14 protein-coding genes are annotated in these 24090 nt (G+C 66.7%); 4 read left to right on the top strand and 10 right to left on the bottom strand.

Annotation, left to right across the window (positions count from 1 at the left end; genetic code table 11):
* The first annotated feature begins 72 nt into the window (after positions 1-72).
* Positions 73-780, top strand: a complete 708-nt coding sequence (locus H7A86_RS12380) for a hypothetical protein (RefSeq protein WP_147421320.1) — start codon at positions 73-75, stop codon at positions 778-780.
* Positions 781-878: 98 nt separating this feature from the next.
* On the top strand, positions 879-1241 hold the full coding sequence (locus H7A86_RS12375; protein WP_104647929.1) for a bleomycin resistance protein: 363 nt from the start codon (positions 879-881) through the stop codon (positions 1239-1241).
* A gap of 329 nt (positions 1242-1570) precedes the next feature.
* Here H7A86_RS12375 and H7A86_RS12370 read toward each other — a convergent pair whose 3' ends face one another.
* The 4 genes from H7A86_RS12370 to ptsP form a co-directional block, all read right to left on the bottom strand.
* Complete coding sequence (locus H7A86_RS12370) at positions 1571-2848, bottom strand: carbohydrate porin (RefSeq protein WP_180707871.1); 1278 nt, start codon at positions 2846-2848, stop codon at positions 1571-1573.
* A 186-nt stretch (positions 2849-3034) separates the two neighbouring features.
* Positions 3035-4771 (bottom strand): PTS fructose transporter subunit IIC, encoded by a 1737-nt coding sequence (locus H7A86_RS12365; RefSeq protein WP_119131388.1) that lies wholly within the window; start codon positions 4769-4771, stop codon positions 3035-3037.
* 113 nt (positions 4772-4884) lie between these two features.
* Entirely contained in the window at positions 4885-5841 is a 957-nt protein-coding gene (gene pfkB, locus H7A86_RS12360) for a 1-phosphofructokinase (protein WP_119131389.1), read from the bottom strand.
* Entirely contained in the window at positions 5838-8357 is a 2520-nt protein-coding gene (gene ptsP, locus H7A86_RS12355) for a phosphoenolpyruvate--protein phosphotransferase (RefSeq protein ID WP_119131390.1), read from the bottom strand. Before ptsP ends, pfkB begins: the two co-directional genes overlap by 4 nt.
* A 161-nt stretch (positions 8358-8518) precedes the next feature.
* Between ptsP and H7A86_RS12350 the strand changes: the two genes are divergently transcribed.
* Positions 8519-9508 carry a LacI family DNA-binding transcriptional regulator gene (locus tag H7A86_RS12350; RefSeq protein WP_104582121.1) on the top strand — a complete coding sequence of 330 codons (990 nt, stop codon included), beginning with the start codon at positions 8519-8521 and terminating at the stop codon, positions 9506-9508.
* Positions 9509-9786: 278 nt separating this feature from the next.
* Here H7A86_RS12350 and H7A86_RS12345 read toward each other — a convergent pair whose 3' ends face one another.
* Genes H7A86_RS12345 through H7A86_RS12335 form a run of 3 tightly spaced genes read right to left on the bottom strand, consistent with a single transcriptional unit; the run spans position 9787 to position 14948 of the window.
* Positions 9787-12957, bottom strand: a complete 3171-nt coding sequence (locus tag H7A86_RS12345; protein WP_104582122.1) for a multidrug efflux RND transporter permease subunit — start codon at positions 12955-12957, stop codon at positions 9787-9789.
* A 12-nt stretch (positions 12958-12969) separates the two neighbouring features.
* A complete protein-coding gene (locus H7A86_RS12340) occupies positions 12970-14274 on the bottom strand; it encodes an efflux RND transporter periplasmic adaptor subunit (protein WP_119131391.1) in 1305 nt (434 codons plus the stop codon).
* A 14-nt stretch (positions 14275-14288) separates the two neighbouring features.
* Positions 14289-14948, bottom strand: coding sequence for a TetR/AcrR family transcriptional regulator (locus H7A86_RS12335; protein ID WP_104582124.1), 660 nt, complete (start codon positions 14946-14948; stop codon positions 14289-14291).
* Between the two features lie 290 nt (positions 14949-15238).
* Here H7A86_RS12335 and H7A86_RS12330 point away from each other — a divergent pair, with 290 nt between their 5' ends.
* Entirely contained in the window at positions 15239-20248 is a 5010-nt protein-coding gene (locus tag H7A86_RS12330; RefSeq protein ID WP_119131392.1) for an NAD-glutamate dehydrogenase, read from the top strand.
* A 609-nt stretch (positions 20249-20857) separates the two neighbouring features.
* Here H7A86_RS12330 and H7A86_RS12325 read toward each other — a convergent pair.
* The 3 genes from H7A86_RS12325 to H7A86_RS12315 all read right to left on the bottom strand — a co-directional run bounded on the left by H7A86_RS12325 (position 20858) and on the right by H7A86_RS12315 (position 24005).
* Entirely contained in the window at positions 20858-21859 is a 1002-nt protein-coding gene (locus tag H7A86_RS12325) for an NADP-dependent oxidoreductase (protein ID WP_119131393.1), read from the bottom strand.
* 226 nt (positions 21860-22085) lie between these two features.
* Positions 22086-22874, bottom strand: coding sequence for an SDR family NAD(P)-dependent oxidoreductase (locus H7A86_RS12320; protein ID WP_119131394.1), 789 nt, complete (start codon positions 22872-22874; stop codon positions 22086-22088).
* 48 nt (positions 22875-22922) lie between these two features.
* Entirely contained in the window at positions 22923-24005 is a 1083-nt protein-coding gene (locus H7A86_RS12315) for an alkene reductase (protein WP_119131395.1), read from the bottom strand.
* Positions 24006-24090 lie beyond the last annotated feature (85 nt).

Here is a 24090-nt window from a genome sequence, read left to right as displayed (position 1 = left end):
CGTCTCGGCCTAACCAGTCAATCAAGCCGACATGCCTGCGGCACGCGGCTTATTTCCAGCGTTAGCCAGCACATGACAGACGACTCTTCCAGTCCTTCCGAAATCAAGAACAAAGCAATCGACTACGTAGCAGCTGGCGCAAAGTCGATTCTTGGCGCAGTCCCATTTGCTGGATCGCTGCTGGTTGAACTAGCCGGCACAGTCATTCCTAATCAAAGAATTGAAAGAATCTCAAAATTTGCCGCCGCGTTGGATAGGCGAATCAACCAGTTGGAAGAGAATTTTATTCATCGTCGTTTCTCTGACGAAAAATTTGCAGAACTCACAGAAGAAGCAATGCGACAGGCGGCACGCTCGACAAGCGATGAGCGAAGAGAGTACCTAGCCTCTCTAGTTGCACACAGCCTTACGGAAGAGGAAGAAAGCCAAAACGACTCTCGTCATCTTCTTCGAATTCTCGGTGAGATTAACGACGTTGAAATAATCTGGCTTCGTTCATTCATTGGGTCATATATCGGCGCTCCAGATGATTTCTGGAAGACCCACGAATCAGTCTTGCAGCCGGCTAGGGCCTACATCGGCGCACCCCAAGTCGAACAAGACCGGCACACTCTCCAAGAGAGCTACAAATCACACCTGGAAAGCCTTGGATTGCTTCAACGAAATCTTAGGCTAGATCGCAATAAGCAGCCCGAGATCGACGCATTCACTAAAAATTTCGCGTACCACTCGCCCAGCACAACTCCACTTGGGAGAATGCTTTTGAACGTCATTGGCTAGGGTCCAAATGAAGAGAGTGCTGGCTAACAATTCGTTCAAGCCGATGCCGCTTCGCGGCACGGCTTAACTCAGGCGTTAGGCAGCAAGGAGAGATCATCGTGACTCAGACAGTGACCCCCGTCCTTCGGGTAACCAGCGCTTCCGCCAGTTTCCCGTTCTACGTTCAGGGCCTTGGATTCACTGTCGATTGGGAGCATCGGCACGAGCCAGATTTTCCGGTCTTTGCACAGCTTACTCGCGGGGACCAATCGATTTTCCTAACAGAGCACGCAGACGACTGTCAGGTCGGTGGCGCCGTCTACTTTGCTGTTCCAGATGTAGACGAGTGCCATCAGACGTTCCAAGCAGCGGGACTTGTTCAATCTGGCTCGCCGCGCAACACCGCATGGAAAACTCGCGAAATCTTAGTAGCTGATCCAGACGGCAACAGGCTCACCTTCTTCACTGAGCTCACCACCTAACAACGCATTCAAGCCGACGCCGCTTCACGGCACGGCTTAATTCAGGCGTTAGGCAGTGGTGGGTCATTACAGCTTCGGCATCCGTCGTCGCGTGATCTTGCGTGTCCAGCGACTGGCTTGCGCGCGACCAGGTGGGCCGATAACGCCTCACTACGTGCGATTGCGCACCGACGTGGCTCATCAAACTCGCTGGCCATATCCGGAAAATGCGCAGGCCAAACGAGTCGACGCCATGCGTTGCACTGCAGTCAGATGCAACGCACCCGCCACTCACTTCAGGCAGTGGTGCCCGCCAAGCATGCGCGCAACGCGCGCTGCTTCTCTACCGGTCACAAATTCCAGTCGATCCGCATGCCCGCAATCAACGCGTTCTTCAGATCGTTGGTGCGGGTGGGTTCGTTGAACTGGTCGGGGTTGATCACGTAGTGCAGGTTCGGGGCAATGCGCAGGCGCTTGGTGACCTGGATGCCGTAGCTCAGCTCCATCATGATCTGGTTGTCGGCCGGGGTGCCGGTGCCGCCGGCCGAGGCGCGGGCCAGGCGCAGGTTTTCGATCGCCTCATCGCTGTACTTCTGCTGGGTGATCACAAACGCAATGTTGTCCTGCGGGCGACTGGCGAAGGTGCCTTTCTGCACCAGGCCCAGTTGCACGAAGTGGTCCTCGATCGCCTGGCCGCCGGTGCTCTTGAGGATGGCGCCGAACACGGTCAGGCCGCGGGCGCCGGACGGATCCGGGTTGGTGACCTGTTGTTCGAAGCGGGCGAACATGCCCGAGCGGCCCTGCTTGTTCTCGTAGCCCAGGCCACTGAGCACGGCCGGGTTGCCGTTGCGGTCGCGTAGCGGGTCGGTGTAGTCGGAGTTGTCCTGCCAGCCGCCCAGTTCGTACATAGCGGCCATGCTGCCGTCGCCGCCCTTGTTCTTGTAGCCGATGGCGTAAGGCACCACCACGCCGGTGGTGTCGTCGGTGCTCCACTTCAGGCCGTGCTGGCCGTCCTGGGCCTGCACCGGGTTCACCTCGTAGGCGCCCACATGCACGTAGACCTTGGGCGTGACCCAGGCGGTGGCATGCGCGGCCCAGCTGGACACCGGCCAGTAGGTGAAGTTGCTGGTGCGGAACACGAAGGTGGGGTTGCCGCAGGCCGAGTTGCCCTGGAAGTACTGGCACAGGTCCGAGCCGAGGAAATGGATGTTGGCCACGCTGCGGCCGGCCTCCAGTTCCAGGCGATCGTCGAACAGTTTCTGCAGCAGGGTGAAGTTGGCCAGCCGCGTGCCCTGGCCGCCGTAGATCTCCTGCACCGAGGTGCTGTTGCCGATGCTGCTGTTGGCCAGGTTGGTGCCGTGGCGGTTGGTGACGTACAGCTTGACGGCGGCGCCGCCCCAGCCGAACAGGCGGTCCATGTCGACGTCGGTGCCGACCATCAGCTGGCCGGCATAGGCGTCGCCGTTCTTGCGGCCGCCATCGATCATCGAGGCGGCTTCGCCGGTGTAACCCAGCTTGAGCTTGAAAGCATCGGCGGCATCCTGCGCGTGGGCGAGCGGGGTCAGCGCCAGTGCCAGCGACAGGCACAGCAGGCGGGGACGGGCATGGCGGGGGGCGAGGACGGTCATGGCAGGACTCCGAACGAAGGAAGGCGTGGCCGAGGTGGCGAACGCGACAGCTAGGGGATGGGCAAGCCGCCGGCCGCGCACGAAGGTGCGCAGCGCAGCGGTGAAACCAGTCAGGGGTGGAGTGGGGCGGCGATCAGGCGTAGCGCATGCGCGGGCGCCACGCGGCAATGGCGAGGTGGCCGACCGTCAGGCGACCACGTCGGCCACCGGCTTCTTGAGCAGGCGCAGCGCCACCGCGGTGACCACCACGCCGACCACCAGGGCCAGCACGTAATTGAGCAGGTGGGTCACCGCGTTGGGGATCAGCAGCACGAAGATGCCGCCATGCGGTGCCTTCAACTCGGCACCGGCGGTCATCGAGATCGCGCCGGCCACGGCCGAGCCGATCACCAGCGCCGGGATGGTGCGCAGCGGGTCGCGCGCGGCATACGGGATGGCACCTTCGGTGACGAAGGCCAGCCCGAGCACGCCGGCGGCGGTGGCCGAGCCGCGCTCTTCCACGGTGAAGCGGTTGCGGAACACCCAGGTGGCCAGCGCGATGCCCAGCGGCGGGGTCATGCCGGCGACCATGGCGGCGGCCATCGGGGTATAGACCTGGCTGGCGATCAGGCCAGTCGAAAAAGCGTAGGCGGCCTTGTTGACCGGCCCGCCCATGTCGAAGGCCATCATGCCGCCAAGCAACAGACCCAGCAGCAGCGCGCTGCTGCCCTGCATGCCGCGCAGCCAGGCGGTGAGCCAGGCCAGCAGGTCGGCCACCGGTTGGCCGAACACGTACATCATCGCCAGGCCGACCAGCAGCGTGCCCAGCACCGGCAGGATCAGCACCGGCTTGAGTCCTTCCAGGTTGCGCGGCAGGCGGATGTAGCGGTTGAGCGCGGCCACGCCATAGCCGGCGATGAAGCCGGCGATGATGCCGCCAAGGAAGCCGGCATTGAGGTTGGCGGCGACCAGGCCGCCGATCATGCCCGGCGCGATGCCGGGGCGGTCGGCGATGGAGTAGGCGATATAGCCGGCCAGCGCGGGCACCATCAGGGTGAAGCCGGCCTTGGCGCCGATCTGGAACAGCGACCAGGCCAGCGTGCCCTGGTGCGCATCGTCGCCGGCATAGATGCCGCCGAGCGCGAATGCCAAGGCGATCAGCAGGCCGCCGGCGGTGACGAAGGGCAGCATGAACGACACGCCGGTCATCAGGTGCTTGTAGGCGCCGGTGCGGCCGTTGCCGGTGTTTTCGGCCCTGGCGGCGCCTGCGACCGGCGCCGCGCCGCCGTGCACGCCGGCTTCGGCCAGCGCTTTCTGGATCAAGGCCGGGCCATCGTTGATCGCCGGCTTGGTGCCGCTCTTGAACAGGCGCTTGCCGCCGAAGCGTGCCAGGTCGACCTCGCGATCGGCGGCGATCAGCACCAGGTCGGCATTGCGGATTTCATCGTCGGTCAGTGCGTCCTGCGCGCCCACCGAGCCCTGTGTTTCCACGCGGATCTGGTAGCCGAGCTTCTTGGCTGCCTGCTGCAGGCCCTCGGCGGCCATGAAGGTGTGCGCGATGCCGGTGGGGCAGGAGGTGATCGCGACGATGCGCTTGCTGCCGGCACCTGCGCTTGCTGCGGCAGCCGATGCATTCGCGGCGGCCGGTGCGGCGAGCTGGTGCACTGCGGCGGTCGGGTCGTCGAGTACCGCGCCCAGGCTCAGGCGCAGCAGCTGCGCATCGCCGAAGCGGGCGGTGTCGGCATCGGCGTCGCCGATCACCAGCACCTGGGTGGCGGCGCTGGCCAGGTCACCCGGCAATGCGCCGAGCACACCCTGGTCGCTGCGGATCTCGATCGTCACGCTGCGCCCGGCGGCAGTGGCCGCGCGGCGCAGCGCTTCGGCCGCCAGGACGGCTTCGGTGCTGCGGTCGCCAGCGGCGATGACCACGATGGAAGAGGACATGCAAATCTCCTGCGTTGTTCGGTCGCCAGCGAGCGCCGACGGGATACGTGGTGTCTTGCGCAAGACCCGGGCGCGTTGCGGTGGTGCTCCCACCGGGCGCGCCGCCGGCCTTGCTAGGAGAGCTGGTCGATGACGACCTCGCCGGTGAGCTTGCGTACCTGCTGCGGGTTCAGCCGGCGCGCATCGCCGCTTTCCAGCCGGCTGACCGAGAACGCCGTCGCCAGACGGGCGCACTGTTCCAGGTCGGTGGAGTCGTCGAGCAGCGCGGCGGCCAGGCCGGCCACCATCGCGTCACCGGCGCCCACGCTGCTGCCCTGCGCCAGGCGCGGCGGACGCGCGATCAGGCGCTGGTCGCGCTGCACGAACAGGGCGCCCTCGGTGCCCATCGAAATGACCACCAGCTGGATGCCGCGGGCGATCAGTTCATGCGCGGCGGCGCTGAGGGCGGCGCGGTCGGTTAGCGGGCGGCCGGTCCAGGCTTCCAGTTCGTGCCGGTTCGGCTTGACTGCGTAGGGCAGCGCCTGGCGTGCGGCGCCGAGCGCGGCCACCAGCGGCGCGCCACTGGTGTCCAGCAGCACGCGCGCACCGGCGGCGCTGGCCTGCGCCTGCAGCTGCGCCCAGCTGTCGTCGGGCAGGCCGGCCGGCAGGCTGCCCGACAGCACCACCGGCAGGCCGGGCCGCAGCAGCGGGGCGAGGTGGTCGGCCACGCCCTGCAGGTGCGGCTGGCCCAGGCGCAGGCCGGGCAGGTTGATGTCGGTGGTGTCGTTGCTGCGCGCCTCGACCAGTTTGAGGTTGGTGCGGGTCTCACCGGCCACGCGCTGGCAGTGATCGGTGATGCCGCGCTCGCGGAACAGCGCCTCGAACACGCCGGCATTGCCGACCCCGAGCACGCCGAGTGCGGCGACCTGGCTGCCCCAGTCGGCCAGGCACGCGGCCACGTTGATGCCCTTGCCGCCGGCATCGTTGCGCACGCTGCTGGCGCGATGCACCGCGCCCGGCTGCAGGCTGTCCAGCTGGATGGTCTGGTCGATCGCCGGGTTCAGCGTGACCGTGATGGCGTGCAGGTTCATGCCTGGCCCTCGCGCGTTGCTTCGAGCGCGCGCACCTGCTCTGCGGTCTCACAGTTCAATGCCTGCTCGGCCAACTGCTGCAGCGCGCTCAATGCGGTGCCGCGCAGGCGGGCCTTGACCGCCGGGATGTCGTTGGGCGTCATCGACAACTCCTGCACGCCCAGGCCGGCCAGTAGGCTGGCGCCGAACGGATCACCGGCCAGGCCGCCGCACACGCCGACCCAGCGGTCGTGTTTGCGCGCGCCCTCGATCGTGCTGCGGATCATGCGCAGCACCGCCGGATGCAGGCTGTCGGCTTCGGCGGCCAGTTCCGGGTTCTGGCGGTCGATCGCCAGCACGTACTGGGTCAGGTCGTTGGTGCCGATCGAGAAGAAGTCTGCATGCCGTGCCAGCACGTCGGCCTGCGCGGCGGCGGCGGGCACTTCGATCATGATGCCGATCGGCACCTCCGGCGCGTCGAGTTCGGCGCGGAGGCGCGCGCAGATCGCGCGCAGGCTGATCAGCTCCGGCACCGAGGTGATCATCGGGAACATGATCGACAGCCGCGCCCCGTCCTTGGCGGCGCGGTACAGCGCCCGCAGCTGCGGTTCGAGCAGGTCGGGGCGGCGCAGCAGCAGGCGCGCGCCGCGCACCCCCAGGAACGGGTTTTCCTCGTGCGGCAGCTCCAGATGCGCCACCTGCTTGTCGCCGCCGATGTCCAGCGCACGCACGATCAGCGGGCGGCCATCCAGCGCCTGCGCCATCGCCAGGTAGGTCTGGTACTGCTCGTCTTCGCTGGGCGTGGTGCCGCTTTCCAGGAACAGGAATTCGGTGCGCATCAGGCCGACGCCTTCGGCGCCCTGGGTCAGCGCCATCGCGACTTGGTCGGGCAGGTTGACGTTGGCACCGATGTCGATGTGGTGGCCGTCGGTGGTTTCGGCGGGCAATGCGCGCTGCGCGGCCTCGCGCTCGCGGATGGCCTGTTGCTCGGCGATATGCGTGCGCGCCGCATCCAGGTCGAGTGCGGACGGGTTGATGTACAGCCGCCCGCTGCTGCCGTCGATGATGGCTGAGACCCCGTCTTCGATGTCCAGCAACTGGCCGCCGGCCGCGACCAGCGCCGGCAGGCCCAGCGTGCGCGACAGGATCGCGGTATGCGAGGTCGGCCCGCCTTGCGCGGTGGCCAGGCCGAGCACGCGCTTGGTGTCCAGGTTGGCGGTGTCCGACGGCGACAGATCGCCGGCGAGCAGGATGCAGGGCTGCTCCGGCAGGTCGGTCAGGCCGGCGCCGGCGGCGGCCGGGTCGAGCTGGGCCAGCACGCGGCGGCCGACATCGCGCAGGTCGGCCGCGCGGCCGGCCAGCACCGGGTTGCCCAGCGCGGCCAGGCCCGAGGCGATCTGTTCCACCGCCTGATGCCACGACCACGCCACGCCGTGGCCTTCGACCATCAGCTGGCAGGTGCGGGTGATCAGGTCGGTGTCGTTGAGCAGTTCGGCCTGGGCCTTGAAGATCGCCGCGTCCGAAGCGCCGAGCCGGCGCTGGGTGTCGTCCTGGATCGCCGCCAGCTGCTGGCGGGTGCGGGTCAGCGCGTCGTGCAGCAGCGCGCCGCCATCACCCAGGCCGACCGGTTGATCGGCCACTTCGGTCTGCGCCGCACGCAGCCGGTGCACGATGCCGATCGCCACGCCCGGGCTGGCGCCGATGCCGACGATGGCCGGCTGCGCCTGCGGCGGCGTCCAGCCGACCACCGGGGCGGCGCGGCGTTGCGCGGCGCGTTCGGCATCGGCCTTTTCCTGCGCGGTCAGGCTGTCCATCACCGCGCGCAGGCGCTTGAGCAGCGCGGCGGCATCGGGGCCTTCGGCCGAGACGGTGATGCTGTCGCCGGCACGCAGGCCGAGCTGCAGCAGCCCGACCAGGCTCTTGGCATCGGCGGCCTGGTCGCCGGCGCGTACCTGGGCGCGCGCCGAGAAGCCGCGTGCGGTCTCGGCCCAGCGGGTGGCCGGGCGCGCGTGCAGGCCGCTGGGGTAGGCGATGGTCCAGTCAAATTTTTCGGCCAGGTCGGTGGCCGGTGCGGCGCTGGTGTCGGGCGCACGGTCGCCGGTCAGGGCGGCCACGATCACGCCGGGGTCGTCGGTGGTGAACAGTGCTTCCAGCTGGGCCGGGTCCTGGATCAGGCGGGTCAGCCGGCGCAGCAAGGTGATGTGGGTGTCGGACTGGGCGGCGATGCCGACCACCAGCCGGGTGGTCTGGCCCGGGTTCCACTCCACGCCCTCGGGCAACTGCAGCACCGCGATGCCGTCGCGGCGCACCAGGTGGCGGTCTTCGCCAACGCCGTGCGGGATCGCCAGGCCGTGGCCCAGAAAGGTGTTCGCCAGGCCTTCGCGGCGCCGCATGCTGGCGTCATAGCCCGGCGCCACGCAGCCGGCGGCGACCAGCAACTGGGCAGCCTGTGCGATGGCGTCGTCCTTGTCGCGGGCATGCGCACGCAGACGCACGAGTTCGGGGGTGACGGGGGCGGCTGGCGACGGAGAGGACAAGACGGACTCCGGGATGGGAACGGGCTGGGCAGTATAGTGGGAACGTTCCCACGTTCCAGGTCAATGTGCGCTGCACAAAAACGGCGTAGTGCTTTCGGGTTAGCATCGGATCAGGCACCGCACCTGGCTGCAGGTGCGCAAATGGAGCGGGAACGGTCCCAGTGAGTATCAGCATCAACGACGTGGCCCGCGTGGCCGGGGTTTCCAAATCGACGGTCTCGCGCGCGCTGGGCACTGGCCCGGTCAGCGAGGAGGTACGGGCCAAGGTCGAGGCGGCGGTGCGCCAGACCGGCTACCGGCCCAACCTGATGGCGCGGCGCCTGCGCTCCCAGCAGTCCGGCATCCTGGGGGTGATCGTCGCCGACATCCGCAACCCGTACTTCACCGCGCTGATCCGCGCGGTGGAAGAGGTGGCCTACCGTGCCGGCATGCGCGTGACCCTGTGCAATACCGACGAAGACCCCGAGCGCGAGGCGCTGTACCTGCAATTGATGCAGGAAGAACGCATCACCGGGCTGATCTTCGCGCCAACCCGCAGCACGGTCGGGCGCATGCACGAGCTGGTGCTGGACTACCCGACCGTGCTGGTGGACCGCGCCGGCCCCGGCAGCCGCTACGACAGCGTGGTGCTGGACAACGCCGCGGCCATGGGCGAGCTGGTCGCGCATCTGCAGGCGCAGGGGTATCGGCGCATCGGCGGGTTGTTCGGCACCAGTACCACCGCGACCGAGCGCCGCAACGGCTATCTGGCCGCGATGCGCGCGCCCGGGCTGACGCCGGCCTACCGCGAAGTGGCGCCCACCGCCGAAGCGGCGATTGCCGAAGTCGGCCAATGGCTGGCCGGTGCAGACCGGCCCGAGGCCATTGTCACCAGTAACAGCCTGCTGTTGATGGGCGCGCTCAAGGCCGCCCGCACCGCGGGTCTGCGCCTGCCCGACGACCTGGCCCTGGCCGGCTTCGACAACGAGCGCTGGACCGACCTGGTCGAGCCCGGCATTACCGTGGTCGAGCAGCCGGTCGAGGACATGGGCCGCGCAGCGATGTCGCTGCTGCTGGAACGCCTGGGCAACCCGCAGCTGCCGATCCGCCGCATGGTGATGACCGGCCGCTGCGTGGTGCGCGGCTCCACCGGCCCCCGCACCCCACCGTAGGAGCGCACCTGGGCGCGACGGGCGTTACCGGTAGAGCCCATCGCGCCCAGGGGCGCTCCTACAAGTGCCTGGCGGGTGTTGCGGATCGCGTAGTGCGGGCCTTGCCCGAGCACGAATGTCACCAATCCCCGTCACCCGTAGGAGCGCACCCGGGCGCGACGGGCGTTACCGGTCATGCACGTCGCGCCCGGGTGCGCTCCTACGAGCTATCACTGTTGCGCAGCCCAAAAAAAAGCCCCGGCAGTGCCGGGGCTTTTCGTTCTACGCGATGTCCCAGATCAACGATCCGGACGATGGCTTCCGGCGTCGCCCTGTGCCGCGAGGTAGTCCTTGGACTGTTCGTCCAGCTTGTCGCCCAGCATGCGGCGCACCACCACGAAGAACAGCGGGATGAAGATCACGCCGAGCACGGTGGCGAACACCATGCCGCCGATCACGCCGGTACCGATGGAGTGACGCGAGTTGGCGCCGGCACCGGTGGAGATGGCCAGCGGCAGCACGCCCAGGATGAAGGCGAACGAGGTCATCAGGATCGGGCGGAAGCGCAGGTGTGCCGCTTCCAGCGTCGCCTCGCGCAGCGTCTTGCCTGCCGCACGCTGTTCCACCGCGAACTCCACGATCAGGATCGCGTTCTTCGCCGCCAGGCCGATCACGGTGATCATGCCGATCTTGAAGTACAGATCGTTCGGCAGCCCACGCAGCATCGAGAAGGTGATCGCACCCAGCACACCGATCGGCACCACCATCAGCACCGCCACCGGAATCGACCAGCTCTCGTAGAGGGCGGCCAGGCACAGGAACACCACCACCACCGACAACGCCAGCAACAGCGTGGCCGCATTACCGGCAATGATTTCCTGGTACGACATGCCGCTCCAGTCGAAGCCGAAGCCCGGCGGCAGATCGTTGTTGACGATCTCTTCCATCGCCGTCATCGCCTGGCCGGAGCTACCACCCGGCGCCGGGTTGCCGACGATGTTCACCGCCGAATAGCCGTTGTAGCGGTTCAACGCCGGCGAGGCGAAGGTCCAATCGGCCTTGACCACATTGCTCAGCGGAATCATTCCCGGCTGCCCATCGGCACCGACTGCTGTCGCACTGGGGCTGAAGAAGCTGCGCAGCGACTCGGGGCCGGTGCGGAACTGGTCGTCGGCACGGATGTTGACGCGCTTGATGCGGCCTTCGGAGAAGTAGTCGTTGATGTACACAGGCGCCAGCATCAGCTGGATCGAGCTGTAGATATCGCTGACGTCCAGGCCCATCGACTGCGCCTGCACACGGTCCACGGACAGCTGCAGCTGTGGTGCGTCTTCCAGGCCGTTCGGGCGCACGCCCACCATGGTGTCCTGCCTTTCCGCCGCCTTGCCCAGCACGATGTTGCGTGCCTGGGTCAAGGCTTGCTGGCCGGCGCCGGAGCGGTCCTGCAGCCACATGTCGAAGCCGCCGAACTGGCCCAGGCCCTGCACGGTGGGCAGGTTGACCACGAAGATCTGCGCGCCCTTGATGCCGTAGAAGGCACCGTTGAGCTGCTGGATCAACTGCTCGGCAGTAACGTCACGCTCTTCCCACGGCTTGAGCCGGATGAAGCCCATGCCGACGTTTTCGCCCGAGCCCAGGAAGCTGAAGCCGGCGATCTGCAGCATGCCTTCCACGGCCGGCTGCTTCTCCAGCACCGCACGCATCTGCGCGAACGCCTCGTTGGTGCGGATCTTGGTCGCGCCCGGCGGCAGCTGCACGATGGCCACTGCAAAGCCCTGGTCTTCTTCCGGCAGGAAGCTGCCCGGCATGCGGGTGAACAGGAAGCCGCACAGCACCACCAGCACCACGAACACGATCATCCACGGCGGCGAGCGCTTGAGGGTGTGGCCGACCACGCCGACATAGCGATGTGCCAGCTTGTCGTAGTACTTGTCGAAGGTGCGGTAGATCCAGTTTTTCTTGGTCGAGTGGGTGGACTTGAGGAACGCGCCGCACAGCGCCGGGGTGAAGCTCAACGCCAGGAACGCGGAGAAACCCATCGACATGGCGATGGTCAGCGCGAACTGCTTGTAGATCGCGCCCGAGGCGCCGGGTTGCAGCGAGGAGGGGATGAACACCGCCGCCAGCACCACGGTGATGGCCACCACCGCGCCGGTGATCTGGGTCATCGCCTTCTGCGTGGCCGCCTTCGGCTCCAGGTGCTCCTCGCTCATGATGCGTTCGACGTTCTCGATCACCACGATCGCGTCGTCGACCACGATGCCGATCGCCAGCACCATCGCAAACAGCGTCAGCTGGTTGATGGTGAAGCCGATCATGTACATGCCGAAGAACGTGCCCAGCAGCGCGACCGGAATCACCAGCGTGGGAATCACGGTGGCGCGGAAGTTCTGCAGGAACAGCAGCATCACCAGGAACACCAGCACGATGGCTTCCACCAGCGTGTGGATCACTTCCTCGATGGAGATGCGCACGAAGGTGGTCGATTCGTACGGCGCAAACCAGGTCACGCCCTGCGGGAAGGTCGGCTGCAGCTCGTCGAGCTTGGCACCGACCGCCTCGGACACGTTCAGCGCGTTGGCGCCCGGCAGCAGCTGGATACCGAAGGCACCGGTGGGCTTGCCGTTGTACTGGGTGTCGAAGCCGTAGTTGCTCGGCCCCACGGTGACCCGCGCGACATCCTTCAAGCGCACCGTGGCACCGTTGTTGTCGGTACGCAGGATGATGTTCTCGAACTGTTCCGGCGAGCTGAAGCGGCCCTCGGCCGACACGGTGGCGGTGAAGCTGATGCCTTCCGGAGTCGGGTCGGCGCCCACCGAACCGGCAGCGAACTGCACGTTCTGGTTACGCACCGCGGTCAGCACCTGGGTCGCCGACAGGTTGTAGCCCTGCAGCTTCTCCGGGTTCAGCCAGATGTTCATCGCGTACTCGGCGCCGAACTGGTTGGTGCTGCCCACGCCGGGCACGCGCGAAATCTGCTCGAGCACGCGCGAGCCGACGATGTCGTTGAGCGCGTCGCGGTTGATCGACGGGTTGTCCGAGCGCAGCGCGGCCACCATCAGGAAGCCGGCGTTGGCCTTGGCCACCACCACACCCTGCTGGGTGACTTCCGAGGGCAGACGCGGCGTGGCCAGCGACACCTTGTTCTGCACCTGCACCTGGGCGATATCCGCGTCGGTGCCGGTTTCGAAGGTCAGCGTGATGGTCACGCGGCCGTTGGCGGCCGAGGACGAGTTGAAGTATAGCAGGTGATCGATACCGGTGAGCTGCTGCTCGATGACCTGGGTCACCGCTTTTTCGGCGGTATCGGCGCTGGCGCCGGGGAAGTTGGCGGTGACGGTGACCTGCGGCGGGGCGATCGTGGGGTACGACTCGATACCCAGATTCAGGATCGAGATCACGCCCGCAAGCGAGATCAGGATCGCCACCACCCAGGCAAAGACAGGGTGTTCGATAAAAAACTTAGGCATGTCCGGGTTCCGTTACTGCTGCTTGGACTGGGAGTCGGCCGGCTGCGCCGCAGCGTCTGGCTTGGACTGTTCCTGCGCGGCCGGTACCGCCGCGTCGGCCTTGTCGGCTGCCGGTGCGGCCTGTGCGTTGCCACCCTGGGCGGCGGGAGCCGCGCCCGGTGCACCCGGCTGGCCGCCCTGCGCCGGCTTGTTCGGATCCCACGGCACGCCCTTGGCCGGCTGGCCTTCCTTGGCCTTCTGCACGCCATCGACGATCACCTGATCGCCCGGGGTCACGCCACCGGTGACGATCCACTGACCTTTCTGCTGGCCGTCGACGGTGAGATTCTTGCGCACCACCTTGCCGTCCTTGCCCAGCACCAGCGCGTAGGCGCCGGTGGCATCGCGCTGCACGGCCTGCTGCGGCATCAGGTAGGCGTTGTTGCGCTGGCCCAGGCTGGCCTTGAAGGTCACGAACGCGCCCGGCAGCAGTGCCTGTTCCGGGTTGGGCAGGGTCGCGCGCAGCGACACCGCACCGGTGCTCGGGTCCACCGTCACCGCCGACACGTCCAGCGTACCGGGGTGCGGGTACTGCGTGCCGTTGCCCAGTTCCACGTTGATGGTGGACTTGCCATCGCCGCTGAGCTGCACGTTGCCGCTGCTCTGGGCCTGGCGCAGGGCGGCGAGCTCTTCGCTGCTCATCGCAAAGTTCACATACAGCGGGTCGATCTGGTCGACCGTGGTCAGCAGGGTGGCCTCACCCGAGCCGACCAGCGCACCTTCGGTCACGCGCTGGATGCCGGCGCGGCCGGTGATCGGCGAGGTGACGCTGGCAAAGCCGAGCTGGATGCGGGCGGACTCGACCTGGCCGCGTGCCTGCTGCACGTTGGCGCGGGAGGAGCGCTCGGTGGCTTCGGCGTTGTCGATGTCGGCCCGCGACACGTACTGCTGCGGGGCCAGGCTGCGCGCGCGCTTGGCGGCGACCTGGGCATTGGCGTAGGTCGCCTCGGCGGCGGCCAGCTGGCCCTGTGCCTGCAGCAGCGTGGCCTTCAGCGGTGCCGGGTCGATCTCGAACAGCGGCTGGCCTTCCTTGACGTCGGTGCCCTCGGTGTACAGGCGCTTGAGCACCACGCCGTCCACGCGTGCGCGCACGTCGGCCGAGCGGAATGCCGACAGGCGGCCGACCAGGTCGCGTTCCAGCGGCAGGGTCTGCGGCTTCATTTCCAGCACCGACACTTCCGGCGGCGGCGGCGCCTGCTGTTGTTCGGGCTTGCTGCAGGCAGCCAGCGCCAGGGTGATGGCACAGGCCAGGCCGAATGTGCGGAGCGGGGCGATCATCAGGAGGAACTCCGTTAGGGTCTTGAAGTGAGAAAGGAAAGCGGGGACAGCGAAGGCGTGGCAGCGACCGCGGCAAAGGCGCGCAGGAACGTATCGACAGCGAACTGCGCCCACTGCTGCCTGGCGGGGAGGCCGGCGCGGTGGGGTACCTGAAAGCGTTGCCGGTCGAAATCCAGACCGACGATCATGCTCAACAGCAGTTCGGCCATACAGTGCGGATCGTCATGGCGCAGCTGGCCTGCCTGCATCGCCTGTTCGAAGCGCTGCGCCAGGCGCTGCTGCATGCCGACGACCCCGTCCTGGAAGATCTGCTGCGACTGGTCGGGAAACCGGTGCGATTCGGCCTCCACCAATCGGCAGGTCTGTAGCACATCGGGCCGGTTCAGGCGGTCAAGATGGGCCAGCGCAAAGGCCAGCAGATCCTCGCGCAACTCGCCGGAGGCGGTGCCCAGCGGCACCGTGGCCAGATGCACGTGGTCCTGAAGGACATCGCGCAGCAGGTTTTCTTTACAACCGTAGTAACTATAGAGCGTCTGCTTGGAACAACCGGCACGCTCGGCCACGGCATCCATGCTCAGCCGCATGCCACGCTCGGCAAGCAGCGTATGCACAGCCGCATGGATGCGGCGATCGCAATCCGAGCGCCGGGAAGCACGGTGGGAACGGGGGGTCATGGCGGTAGACTATACCGTCCAGTTTAGTTTTTAAACAGGCTTGACGGTCGCAATTCTGTCTGTACAGCGCCTTGTGCGCCAAGCGTCGGGCCCGACTTTGCCGGTTGTGGCGGTCCGACAGGCCGATGCGCGACCGCCAATCGGCCGCCGCCCGAGGAATTACAGTCGGGTAGCGCTTGGATGCCGCGTCCGGGGCCGGTGCCGGCCCCGGGAATTTGCGCTATGCAGCAAGGCGCCTTCATCCGGCGCCGGTACAATTCAGGTTTTCCACCGAGCATCCCAGCGCTCTCATGACAGCCAAGAAAGCTGCTTCGAAATCGTCCACGACGTCGGTCACACCGGTCGCCGAACATGCCGTCCCCGTGCTTGCCACCGCGCCGCAGGCGGTCACCCTGGAGCCGGTCTTTGCCGCGTTGCGCAAGCGCTACCCGGCTGCCCGCCAGTCCGAGGTGCAGCTGTTTGCAGCCGACTTCTACCGGCGCATGGAAGAGGACGAGTTCCCCAACCACCCACCCGAACAGTGGGCGGCCCTGGCGGCCGACATGCTGGAGTTTGCGCGCACGCGCAAGGCCGGCACGGTCAATGTGCGGGTGTTCAACCCGACCCTGAAGAGCCACGGCTACGAATCGCCGCACACGCTGCTGCAGATCGTCAACGACGACATGCCGTTCCTGGTGGACTCGGTGAGCATGACGCTGTCGGACCTGGGCATCGGCGTGCACGTGCTCGGCCACCCGGTGCTGCGCATCGCGCGCGACAAGGCCGGCAAGCTGACCGCGGTGGGCGAGGGCAAGAGCGAATCGCTGATGGTGCTGGAGATCGACCGCCAGCCCGCCGACGACATGCCCAAGGTGGAAGCGGCGGTGCGCAAGGTGCTGGCCGAAGTGCGCGCGATCGTGCACGACTGGGCGTCGATGCGCGAAAAGATGGTGATGCTGGCCGATGACCTGGCCACCCGCCGCCTGCCGATGGACGACATCAGCCGCCACGAGGCGCAGGAGTTCCTGCGCTGGGCGGCCGCCGACCACTTCACCTTCTTCGGCTACCGCGAGTACCGCGTGGAGAAGCAGGACGGCCAGGACGTGCTGGCGCCGGTGGAAGAAACCGGCCTGGGCCTGATGCGCGGCCGTGACACCTCGCCGGCGCGCCCGGTGACCACGCTGGCGGCGCATGGCCTGAACACCTCGGCCAAGCTCAAGGACGCGCTGATCCTGACCAAGACCAATGCGCGCTCGCGCGTGCACCGGGTCGGCTACATGGATTACATCGGCATCCTGGAATTCGATGCCAAGGGCCGCATCGTCGGCGAGCAGCGCTTCCTGGGCCTGTTCACCTCCAGCGCCTACAACCGCCGCCCGTGGGAAATTCCGCTGGTGCGGCAGCGCCACGAATACGTGATGAGCAAGTCCGGGCTGACCCCGAGCAGCCACAGCGGCAAGGCGCTGCGGCACATTCTGGAGACATTGCCGCGCGAGGAGCTGTTCCAGTCCAACGAGGAAGAGCTGTATCGCACCGCGATCGGCATCCTCGGCCTGCAGGAGCGCGTGCGCAGCCGCATGTTTCTGCGCCGCGACAAGTACAGCCGCTTCATCTCCGCGCTGGTGTACATCCCGCGCGAGCGCTTCAACACCGATGTGCGGCTGCGCATCGAAGCCTTGCTCAAGGAGGCGCTGCACGGCGAATACATCGATTCCAGCGTGGTGCTGGGCGAATCGCCGCTGGCGCAGCTGCACCTGATCGTGCGGCCCAAGAGTGGCGAGGCGCTGGAATTCAACACCACCGAGCTCGAATCGCGGCTGGCGCATCTGCTGCGCAACTGGCGCGATGCCCTGCGCGAGGCGCTGGTGGCGCGGCATGGCGAGGTCAATGGCCTGCGCATGGCGGCCAACTTCGGGCGTGCGTTGCCGGCCGGCTATATCGAAGACTCGTCGATCGAATCGGCGGTGTCCGACGTCGAGCATCTGGCGGCACTGGAAGGCCCGGATGACCTGCACCTGAGCCTGCAGGAGATCCGCCGCGACGACGGCGTGCGGCTGGACGCCGGCGAAGGCCTGCGCCTGAAGCTGTATCGCCAGCTCGACGACATCCCGTTGTCCGATGCGATGCCGATGATGGAGAACCTGGGCCTGCGCGTAATCTCCGAGCGGCCGTACCGGCTGCAGGTCGGCGAGACGCCGGTCTACATCCAGGATTTCGAGGTCGAATCGACCTCCGGCAGGATCAATGCGGCCAACGCCGACGCCGGTTTCGGCGAAGCCTTCGAGCGGATCTGGAGCGGCGATGCCGAAAACGACGGCTTCAACCGCCTGATCCTGGCGGCCGGCCTGCACTGGCGCCAGGTCGCGCTGCTGCGCGGCTATTGCAAGTATCTGCTGCAGACCGCGGTGCCGTTCTCGCAGGCCTACGTCGAGGCGACGTTCACCCGCTATCCGCTGCTGGCGCGCCTGCTGGTGGAACTGTTCGAGGCGCGCTTCGATCCGGCCACCGGCAGCGAGACCAAGGCGCAGATCGTTGCCGGGCAGGAACGCCTGCGCGAGGAACTGTCGGTACTGGCCGGTGGCGACGAGGCCACACTCAAGGCGCTGGAGCCGGTGCTGCAGGCGCGCGGCAGCGACCGCGATGCGCAGCAGGAGGCTGCGCGCGCCACGCTGCTGAAGCTGATGGACCGCGTTTCCAGCCTGGACGAGGACCGCATCCTGCGCAGCTTCATCGGCGTGATCGACGCGACGCTGCGCACCAACTACTACCAGACCGACAAGAGCGGCAAGCACGGGCACTGCATCAGCTTCAAGCTGGATTCTTCGATCGTGCCGGATCTGCCCAAGCCGCGTCCGTACCGCGAGATCTTCGTCTACAGCCCACGGGTGGAAGGCGTGCACCTGCGCTTTGGCGCGGTGGCGCGTGGCGGCCTGCGCTGGTCGGACCGGCGCGAGGATTTCCGCACCGAGGTGCTGGGCCTGGTCAAGGCGCAGATGGTCAAGAACACCGTCATCGTGCCGGTCGGCGCCAAGGGCGGTTTCTACGTCAAGCGCTCGCCGGTGGGCGGCGACCGTGATGCGATCCAGGCCGAAGGCATCGCCTGCTACAAGCTGTTCATCCAGAGCCTGCTCGACATCACCGACAACATCGTCGGCGGCAAGATCGTGCCGCCGCCGCAGGTGGTGCGCCATGACCTGGACGACCCGTACCTGGTGGTCGCGGCCGACAAGGGCACCGCCACGTTCTCCGACATCGCCAACGGGCTGGCGCTGGACCACGGCTTCTGGCTGGGCGATGCATTCGCGTCCGGCGGGTCGGTCGGTTACGACCACAAGGGCATGGGCATCACCGCGCGTGGTGCGTGGGAGTCGGTCAAGCGCCACTTCCGCGCAATGGGGCGCGATTGCCAGAGCCAGGATTTCAGCGTGGTCGGCATCGGCGACATGTCCGGCGACGTGTTCGGCAACGGCATGCTGCTCTCAAGGCATATCCGGCTGCTGGCCGCGTTCGATCACCGGCATATCTTCCTGGACCCCAATCCGGATGCCGCCGCTTCGTTCGCCGAGCGCGAGCGCCTGTTCAAGCTGCCGCGTTCCAGCTGGGCCGACTACGAGGCCAAACTGATCAGCGCCGGTGGCGGCATCTATCCGCGCACGCTCAAATCCATCGACATCAGCGCGCCGGTACGCGAGGTGCTGGGCTTGGAATCCAGCGTCAAGCAGCTCTCGCCCAACGAGCTGATGAACGCCATCCTCAAGGCGCCGGTGGATTTGTTCTGGAATGGCGGCATCGGCACCTACGTCAAGGCGTCCAGCGAGTCGCACGCCGATGTGGGCGACCGCGCCAACAACGGCCTGCGCGTCAATGGCGGCGAATTGCGCTGCAAGGTGGTGGGCGAGGGCGGTAACCTCGGCCTGACCCAGCTCGGTCGCATCGAGGCCGCGCAGGCCGGGGTGCTGCTCAACACCGACTTCATCGACAATTCGGCCGGCGTGGACACCTCCGACCACGAGGTGAACATCAAGATCCTGCTCAACGACATGGTGCAGGCCAAGAAGCTCACCTACGACGCGCGCAACACATTGCTCGCGTCGATGACCGACGAAGTGGCCGACCTGGTGTTGTGGGACAACTACCGCCAGAACCAGGCGATCAGCCTGATGGAGCGGATGAGCGTCAAGCGCCTGGGCTCCAAGCAGCACTTCATCCGCACGCTGGAACTGCAGGGCCTGCTCGATCGCCAGATCGAGTTCCTGCCCTCCGATGCCGAATTGTCCGCACGCAAGGCGCGCGGGCAGGGCTTGTCGCGCCCGGAGCTGTCGGTGCTGTTGTCGTACTCCAAGCTGGTGGCGTTCCAGCAGCTGCTGGAATCGGATATCCCCGAAGACCCGTATCTGTCCAAGGAACTGCAGCGCTACTTCCCGCAGCCGCTGCAGAAGAAGTACGCCGATGCGATGGAGCGTCACCGCCTCAAGCGCGAGATCATCGCCACCGCAGTGACCAACACCACCATCAACCGCATGGGCGCCACCTTCCTGATGCGCATGCAGGAAGACACCGGCCGCAGCATCGCCGAGGTCGCCAAGGCCTATACCATCAGCCGCGAGACGCTGGATGCACGCGCGCTGTGGACGCAGATCGACGCGCTGGACGGCAAGGTGCCCGAGTCGGTGCAGATCGATGCACTGGAAGTGATCTGGCGCCTGCAACGCTCGTTCGTGCGTTGGCTGCTGCTGCGTCCGGGCCAGATGCCGGGCATCACCGCGGCGGTGGAGCGTTACCACGGCCCGTTCAATGACATCCGTATCGCTTCCGGCGTGCTGTCGGATGCGCAGCGCCCGCAGTACGAAGCCAGCGTGCAGGAATGGCAGGACAAGGGCCTGCCGCCGCAACTGGCGCAACAGCTGTGCGAGTTGCGTTACCTGGAACCGGCCTTCGACATCATCGAAACCGCGCGCACCCGCAAGCTCAAGCCGGTGGACGTGTCCAAGGTGCATTTCCGCCTGGGCGAAGCGCTGCGCCTGCCGTGGTTGTTCGAGCAGATCGACGCGCTGGAGGTCAACGGCCGCTGGCATGCAGTGGCACGTGGTGTGCTGCGCGATGAACTGGCCGCGCATCAGCGTGCACTGGTGGCGCAGGTGCTGACCCTGCCCGGCAGCAGTGCCGAGGACAAGGTGGCCAACTGGCTGGCGCGCGACGATTCCAGCCTGCGCTTCACCCTGGCGATGCTGGCCGATGTGGCCGAGCAGAAGACGCTGGACTACCCGACCGTGTCGGTGGCGGTGCAGCGGTTGGGCCAGTTGGCAGCGCACGGGATGTAATAGTGTGCAGCGAGGTGATGGCGGAGCAGGTGCTTCGTCATCACCCTCATTTCCTGCTGGCAAATGTCGTCGTTTCGCACCAAAGAGCCGCCTTTGGGGGTTGATGCTGTTCAGCTCAAACCAGGCGCATCCAGCACTGCTCTTGCCATGCACACCGACCCTCTCCACTGGTCCTTGCCCGCTCACCGTCGCGGGACCCTGAGCGGCATGGATGCCGCGCCGGAGCCCTACATGGACGTACTTGCGGCGTGTCCCGCGATGGTGGGCGGGCAAGGGCCCTGCAGCAAACTTGCAGCGTCGAAGGCGCGGCGCCCTCACCGCTTGCGGGACACGCCGTGAACCCGTCCCTGGGGGCTCGGTGGCGGCATCCATGCCGCCACACGGTCCCGCAACCGGTGAGGACACCGCACCAGACAGTGTGCTGACTGTTTTACTGAAGGCGCTGCAGACACGCCGCAGATTGGGTGCGCTGCAACCAACTGCACATTTCAGTGCGCATTACAAACATGGACACGTGTTGTGCACTATTGCTGAAACAGTGCGACGGCGCGGTTCGCGCTGTCCGGTCTTCTTGTCGCACCCATGGCCCACGGACTTACGTCCGGTGTCTTACTTGATCTTGACGACCACCTTGCCCTTGGCGCGGCCCTGGGCCAGATATTCCAGCGCCTGCTTTGCCTGGTCGAACCCAAAGACCTTGTCGATGACCGGGCGGATGCGTCCGGCTTCGAGCAGTTCGCCGATCTTCGCCAGTTGCGCGCCATCGGGACGCACGAACAGGAAGCCGTAGGCGACGTTGCGCTTGTTCGCCAGGCGGATGATCTTGCGGCTCATCATGGCAAAGACGAATTGCAGCACGACATTCAACCGGCGTGCGCGGGCAAAGGCGGCATCCAGCGGCCCGACCAGCGACACGATCCTGCCGCCGGGCTTGAGGATGGCGAGCGATTTTTCGATCGTATCGCCCCGCATCGTGCCCAGCGCGACGTCGTAGCCGTGCAGCACGGTCTCGAAGTCCTGTTGCCTGTAGTCGACCACCTCGTCTGCGCCAAGGCTGTTCACCAGCGCGACATTGCCGGTGCTGGTGGTGGTGCCGACAGTGGCGCCGAGGTGTTTTGCCAACTGGATCGCGATGGTGCCGATGCCGCCGGAACCGGCAGGAATGAACACCTTCTGGCCGGGCTGCAGTCCGGCACGTTCCTTCAGGGCCTGCCAGGACGTGAGTGCGACCATCGGCAGCGATGCCGCCTGCACGAACTCCAGGTTGGCCGGCTTCAACGCTGCGGCGCTTTCCGGTACCGCGACATACTCGGCGATGGTGCCGCGGCCAAGATCGAACACGCTGGCGAAAATCGCATCGCCCGGCTTGAAGCGGGTGACGCGGCTGCCGACCTCGATGACGATCCCGGCCACGTCGCTGCCCAGCGTGGCGGGCAGCTCGAATTTCACCACGGGTTTGAAGATGCCGGTGGGAATCATGTTGTCGATGGGGTTCACGCCCGCGGCATGCACCTCGACCAGTAGTTCGTCGGGCTGCAGCGTCGGGCGGGCCAGCTCGCTGAAGCCGATGCCGGGAGCCTTGCCGTAGCGTTTGAAGGTGAGTGCTTTCATCTGGTTCCAGTCCAATGCCGTAGTTGTAGGGATGTGTGGCCGGGTACGACGCCGGCCCCGGCCGCCTTCATCCCTGCGCTGGCAGAGCGATGCCTGCCGCCTGATCGCCACATGGGCCACGTGAATCCATCGAACCCGTGCACGCGTGCGGCTGCGTGCCGTCTCCATGCAGGTCCGCAGCGCTCACCGTGGCGAGCGCTGCGGGGCAGCAGCGTCGTTCGGCCGGTCAGGCTGCCGGCTGATAACGCTCTGCGGCGTTCGCCTGCCGGATGTCCGACAACAAGCCCTGGCGCGCGCCATCCAGTGCGTCCCAACGTTCGGCCACGTGCAACGGCGGAATGGTGACCAGCTCGCGGCGATCGAAGCCGACCAGCGCGGCGTCGACCAGTTCGCCCACGTCCATCAGGTCGCTGAGCGTGTTGACGTCGATACCGGCGCGTCCCCAGATCTCGGTGCGCGTGCCGGCCGGCAGCACGGCCTGTACATACACGCCCTTGGCGCCCAGCTCCAGGTGCAGCCCCTGCGACAGGAACAGCACGAAGGCCTTGGTGGCGCCATAGACGCTCATGCCGAATTCCGGAGCGAAACCCACCACCGAGCCGAGGTTGACGATCGCGCCGCTGCCGGACTGTGCAAAGCGCGGCGCAACAGCGGCGGACAGGCGCGTCAACGCGGTGACATTGAGCGCGATCAGGCGGTCGACCGCCGCGGCGTCCTGCTGCAGGATGCCGCCGGACTGCGCCATGCCAGCGTTGTTGATCAGGATGCCGATCTGCGCATCCTCGCGCAGGCGGGTTTCCACCGCGGCCAGATCGGCGGCCTGGGTCAGGTCGGCCTGCAGCACATCGACGCTGACGCCATGTGCATCGCGCAGACGCGCAGCCAGCGCATCGAGGCGGGCCTTGTCGCGTGCGACCAGTACCAGGTCATGGCCGCGTTGCGCGAAGCGCTCGGCGTAGACGGCGCCGATGCCGGTGGAGGCGCCGGTGATGAGGACAGCGGGAAGCGTGGACATGCAGGATTCCTTGATGAGAGTGGATGAAGGACGCCAGGCGAGGCAGCCTCAGCCGGCGAGGGACGGGTAGTCGATATAGCCTTCGGCGCCACCGCCGTAGAGGGTGGCCGGATTCAACGGCGCCAGCGCTGCGCCGGTTCGCAGGCGCTGGACCAGGTCGGGGTTGCTGATGAACGGGCGGCCGAAGGCCACCAGGTCGATGTTGCCTGCGCGCACCTGGGCGTTGGCCAGGTCCAGGTCGTAGCCGTTGTTGGCCAGGTAGGTGCGGGTGAACTTGCTGCGCAGCGCGGCATAGTCGAACGGGGCCGCATCGCGCGGGCCGCCGGTCGCACCTTCGACCACATGCAGGTACACGATGCCCAGCGCGTCGAGTTGCTCGGCGATGTAGTCGTATTGCGGCTGCGGATCGCTGCCGGAAATGCCGCTTGCCGGCGATACCGGCGAGATGCGCACGCCGGTGCGATCGGCGCCAATCTGCTCGCTCACTGCGGCGACCACCTCCAGCAACAGGCGCGCGCGGTTTTCGATCGAGCCGCCATAGGCATCGGTGCGCTGGTTGGCGCCGTCCTTGATGAACTGCTCCAGCAGGTAGCCATTGGCGCCGTGGATTTCGACGCCGTCGAAGCCGGCGGCAATCGCATTGGCCGCGGCCTGGCGGAAGTCGTCGACGATGCCCGGCAGTTCGTGCAGCTCCAGCGCGCGTGGTTCGGAGACATCGGCAAAGCCGTTGTTGACGAACACCTTGGTCGCCGCGCGGATCGCCGACGGCGCAACCGGTGCCGCGCCGCCCGGCTGCAGGTCGACATGCGACACCCGGCCGACGTGCCACAGCTGCACGAAGATGCGCCCGCCGTTGGCATGCACGGCGTCGGTGACCGCGCGCCAGGCGGCAATCTGCCCGGGCGTGTACAGGCCGGGGGTGTCCTGGTAGCCCTGGGCCTGGGGCGAGACCTGGGTGGCCTCGGTAATCAGCAGGCCGGCCGAGGCGCGCTGGGCGTAATAGGTGGCTGCCAGTGCGGTCGGCACCAGGCCGGCGCCCGCACGGTTACGGGTCAGCGGCGCCATCACGATGCGGTTGGCCAGGGTCAGCGTGCCCAGTGCATAGGGTTCGAACAGCGAAGGGTGGGTCATTGACGGGGCTCGGACAGCAGGAAGTGGCAAAGATTACGATCAAAATCTAAGATGTCAACACTTTGATGCCGGTCAACATCAATGT

The sequence above is a fragment of the Xanthomonas euroxanthea genome (assembly GCF_903989455.1).
In the GTDB taxonomy this organism is placed as follows: domain Bacteria; phylum Pseudomonadota; class Gammaproteobacteria; order Xanthomonadales; family Xanthomonadaceae; genus Xanthomonas; species Xanthomonas euroxanthea.
The sequence above is the reverse complement of the archived record's forward strand: the minus strand, read 5'-3'. Positions and strand labels throughout refer to the sequence as shown.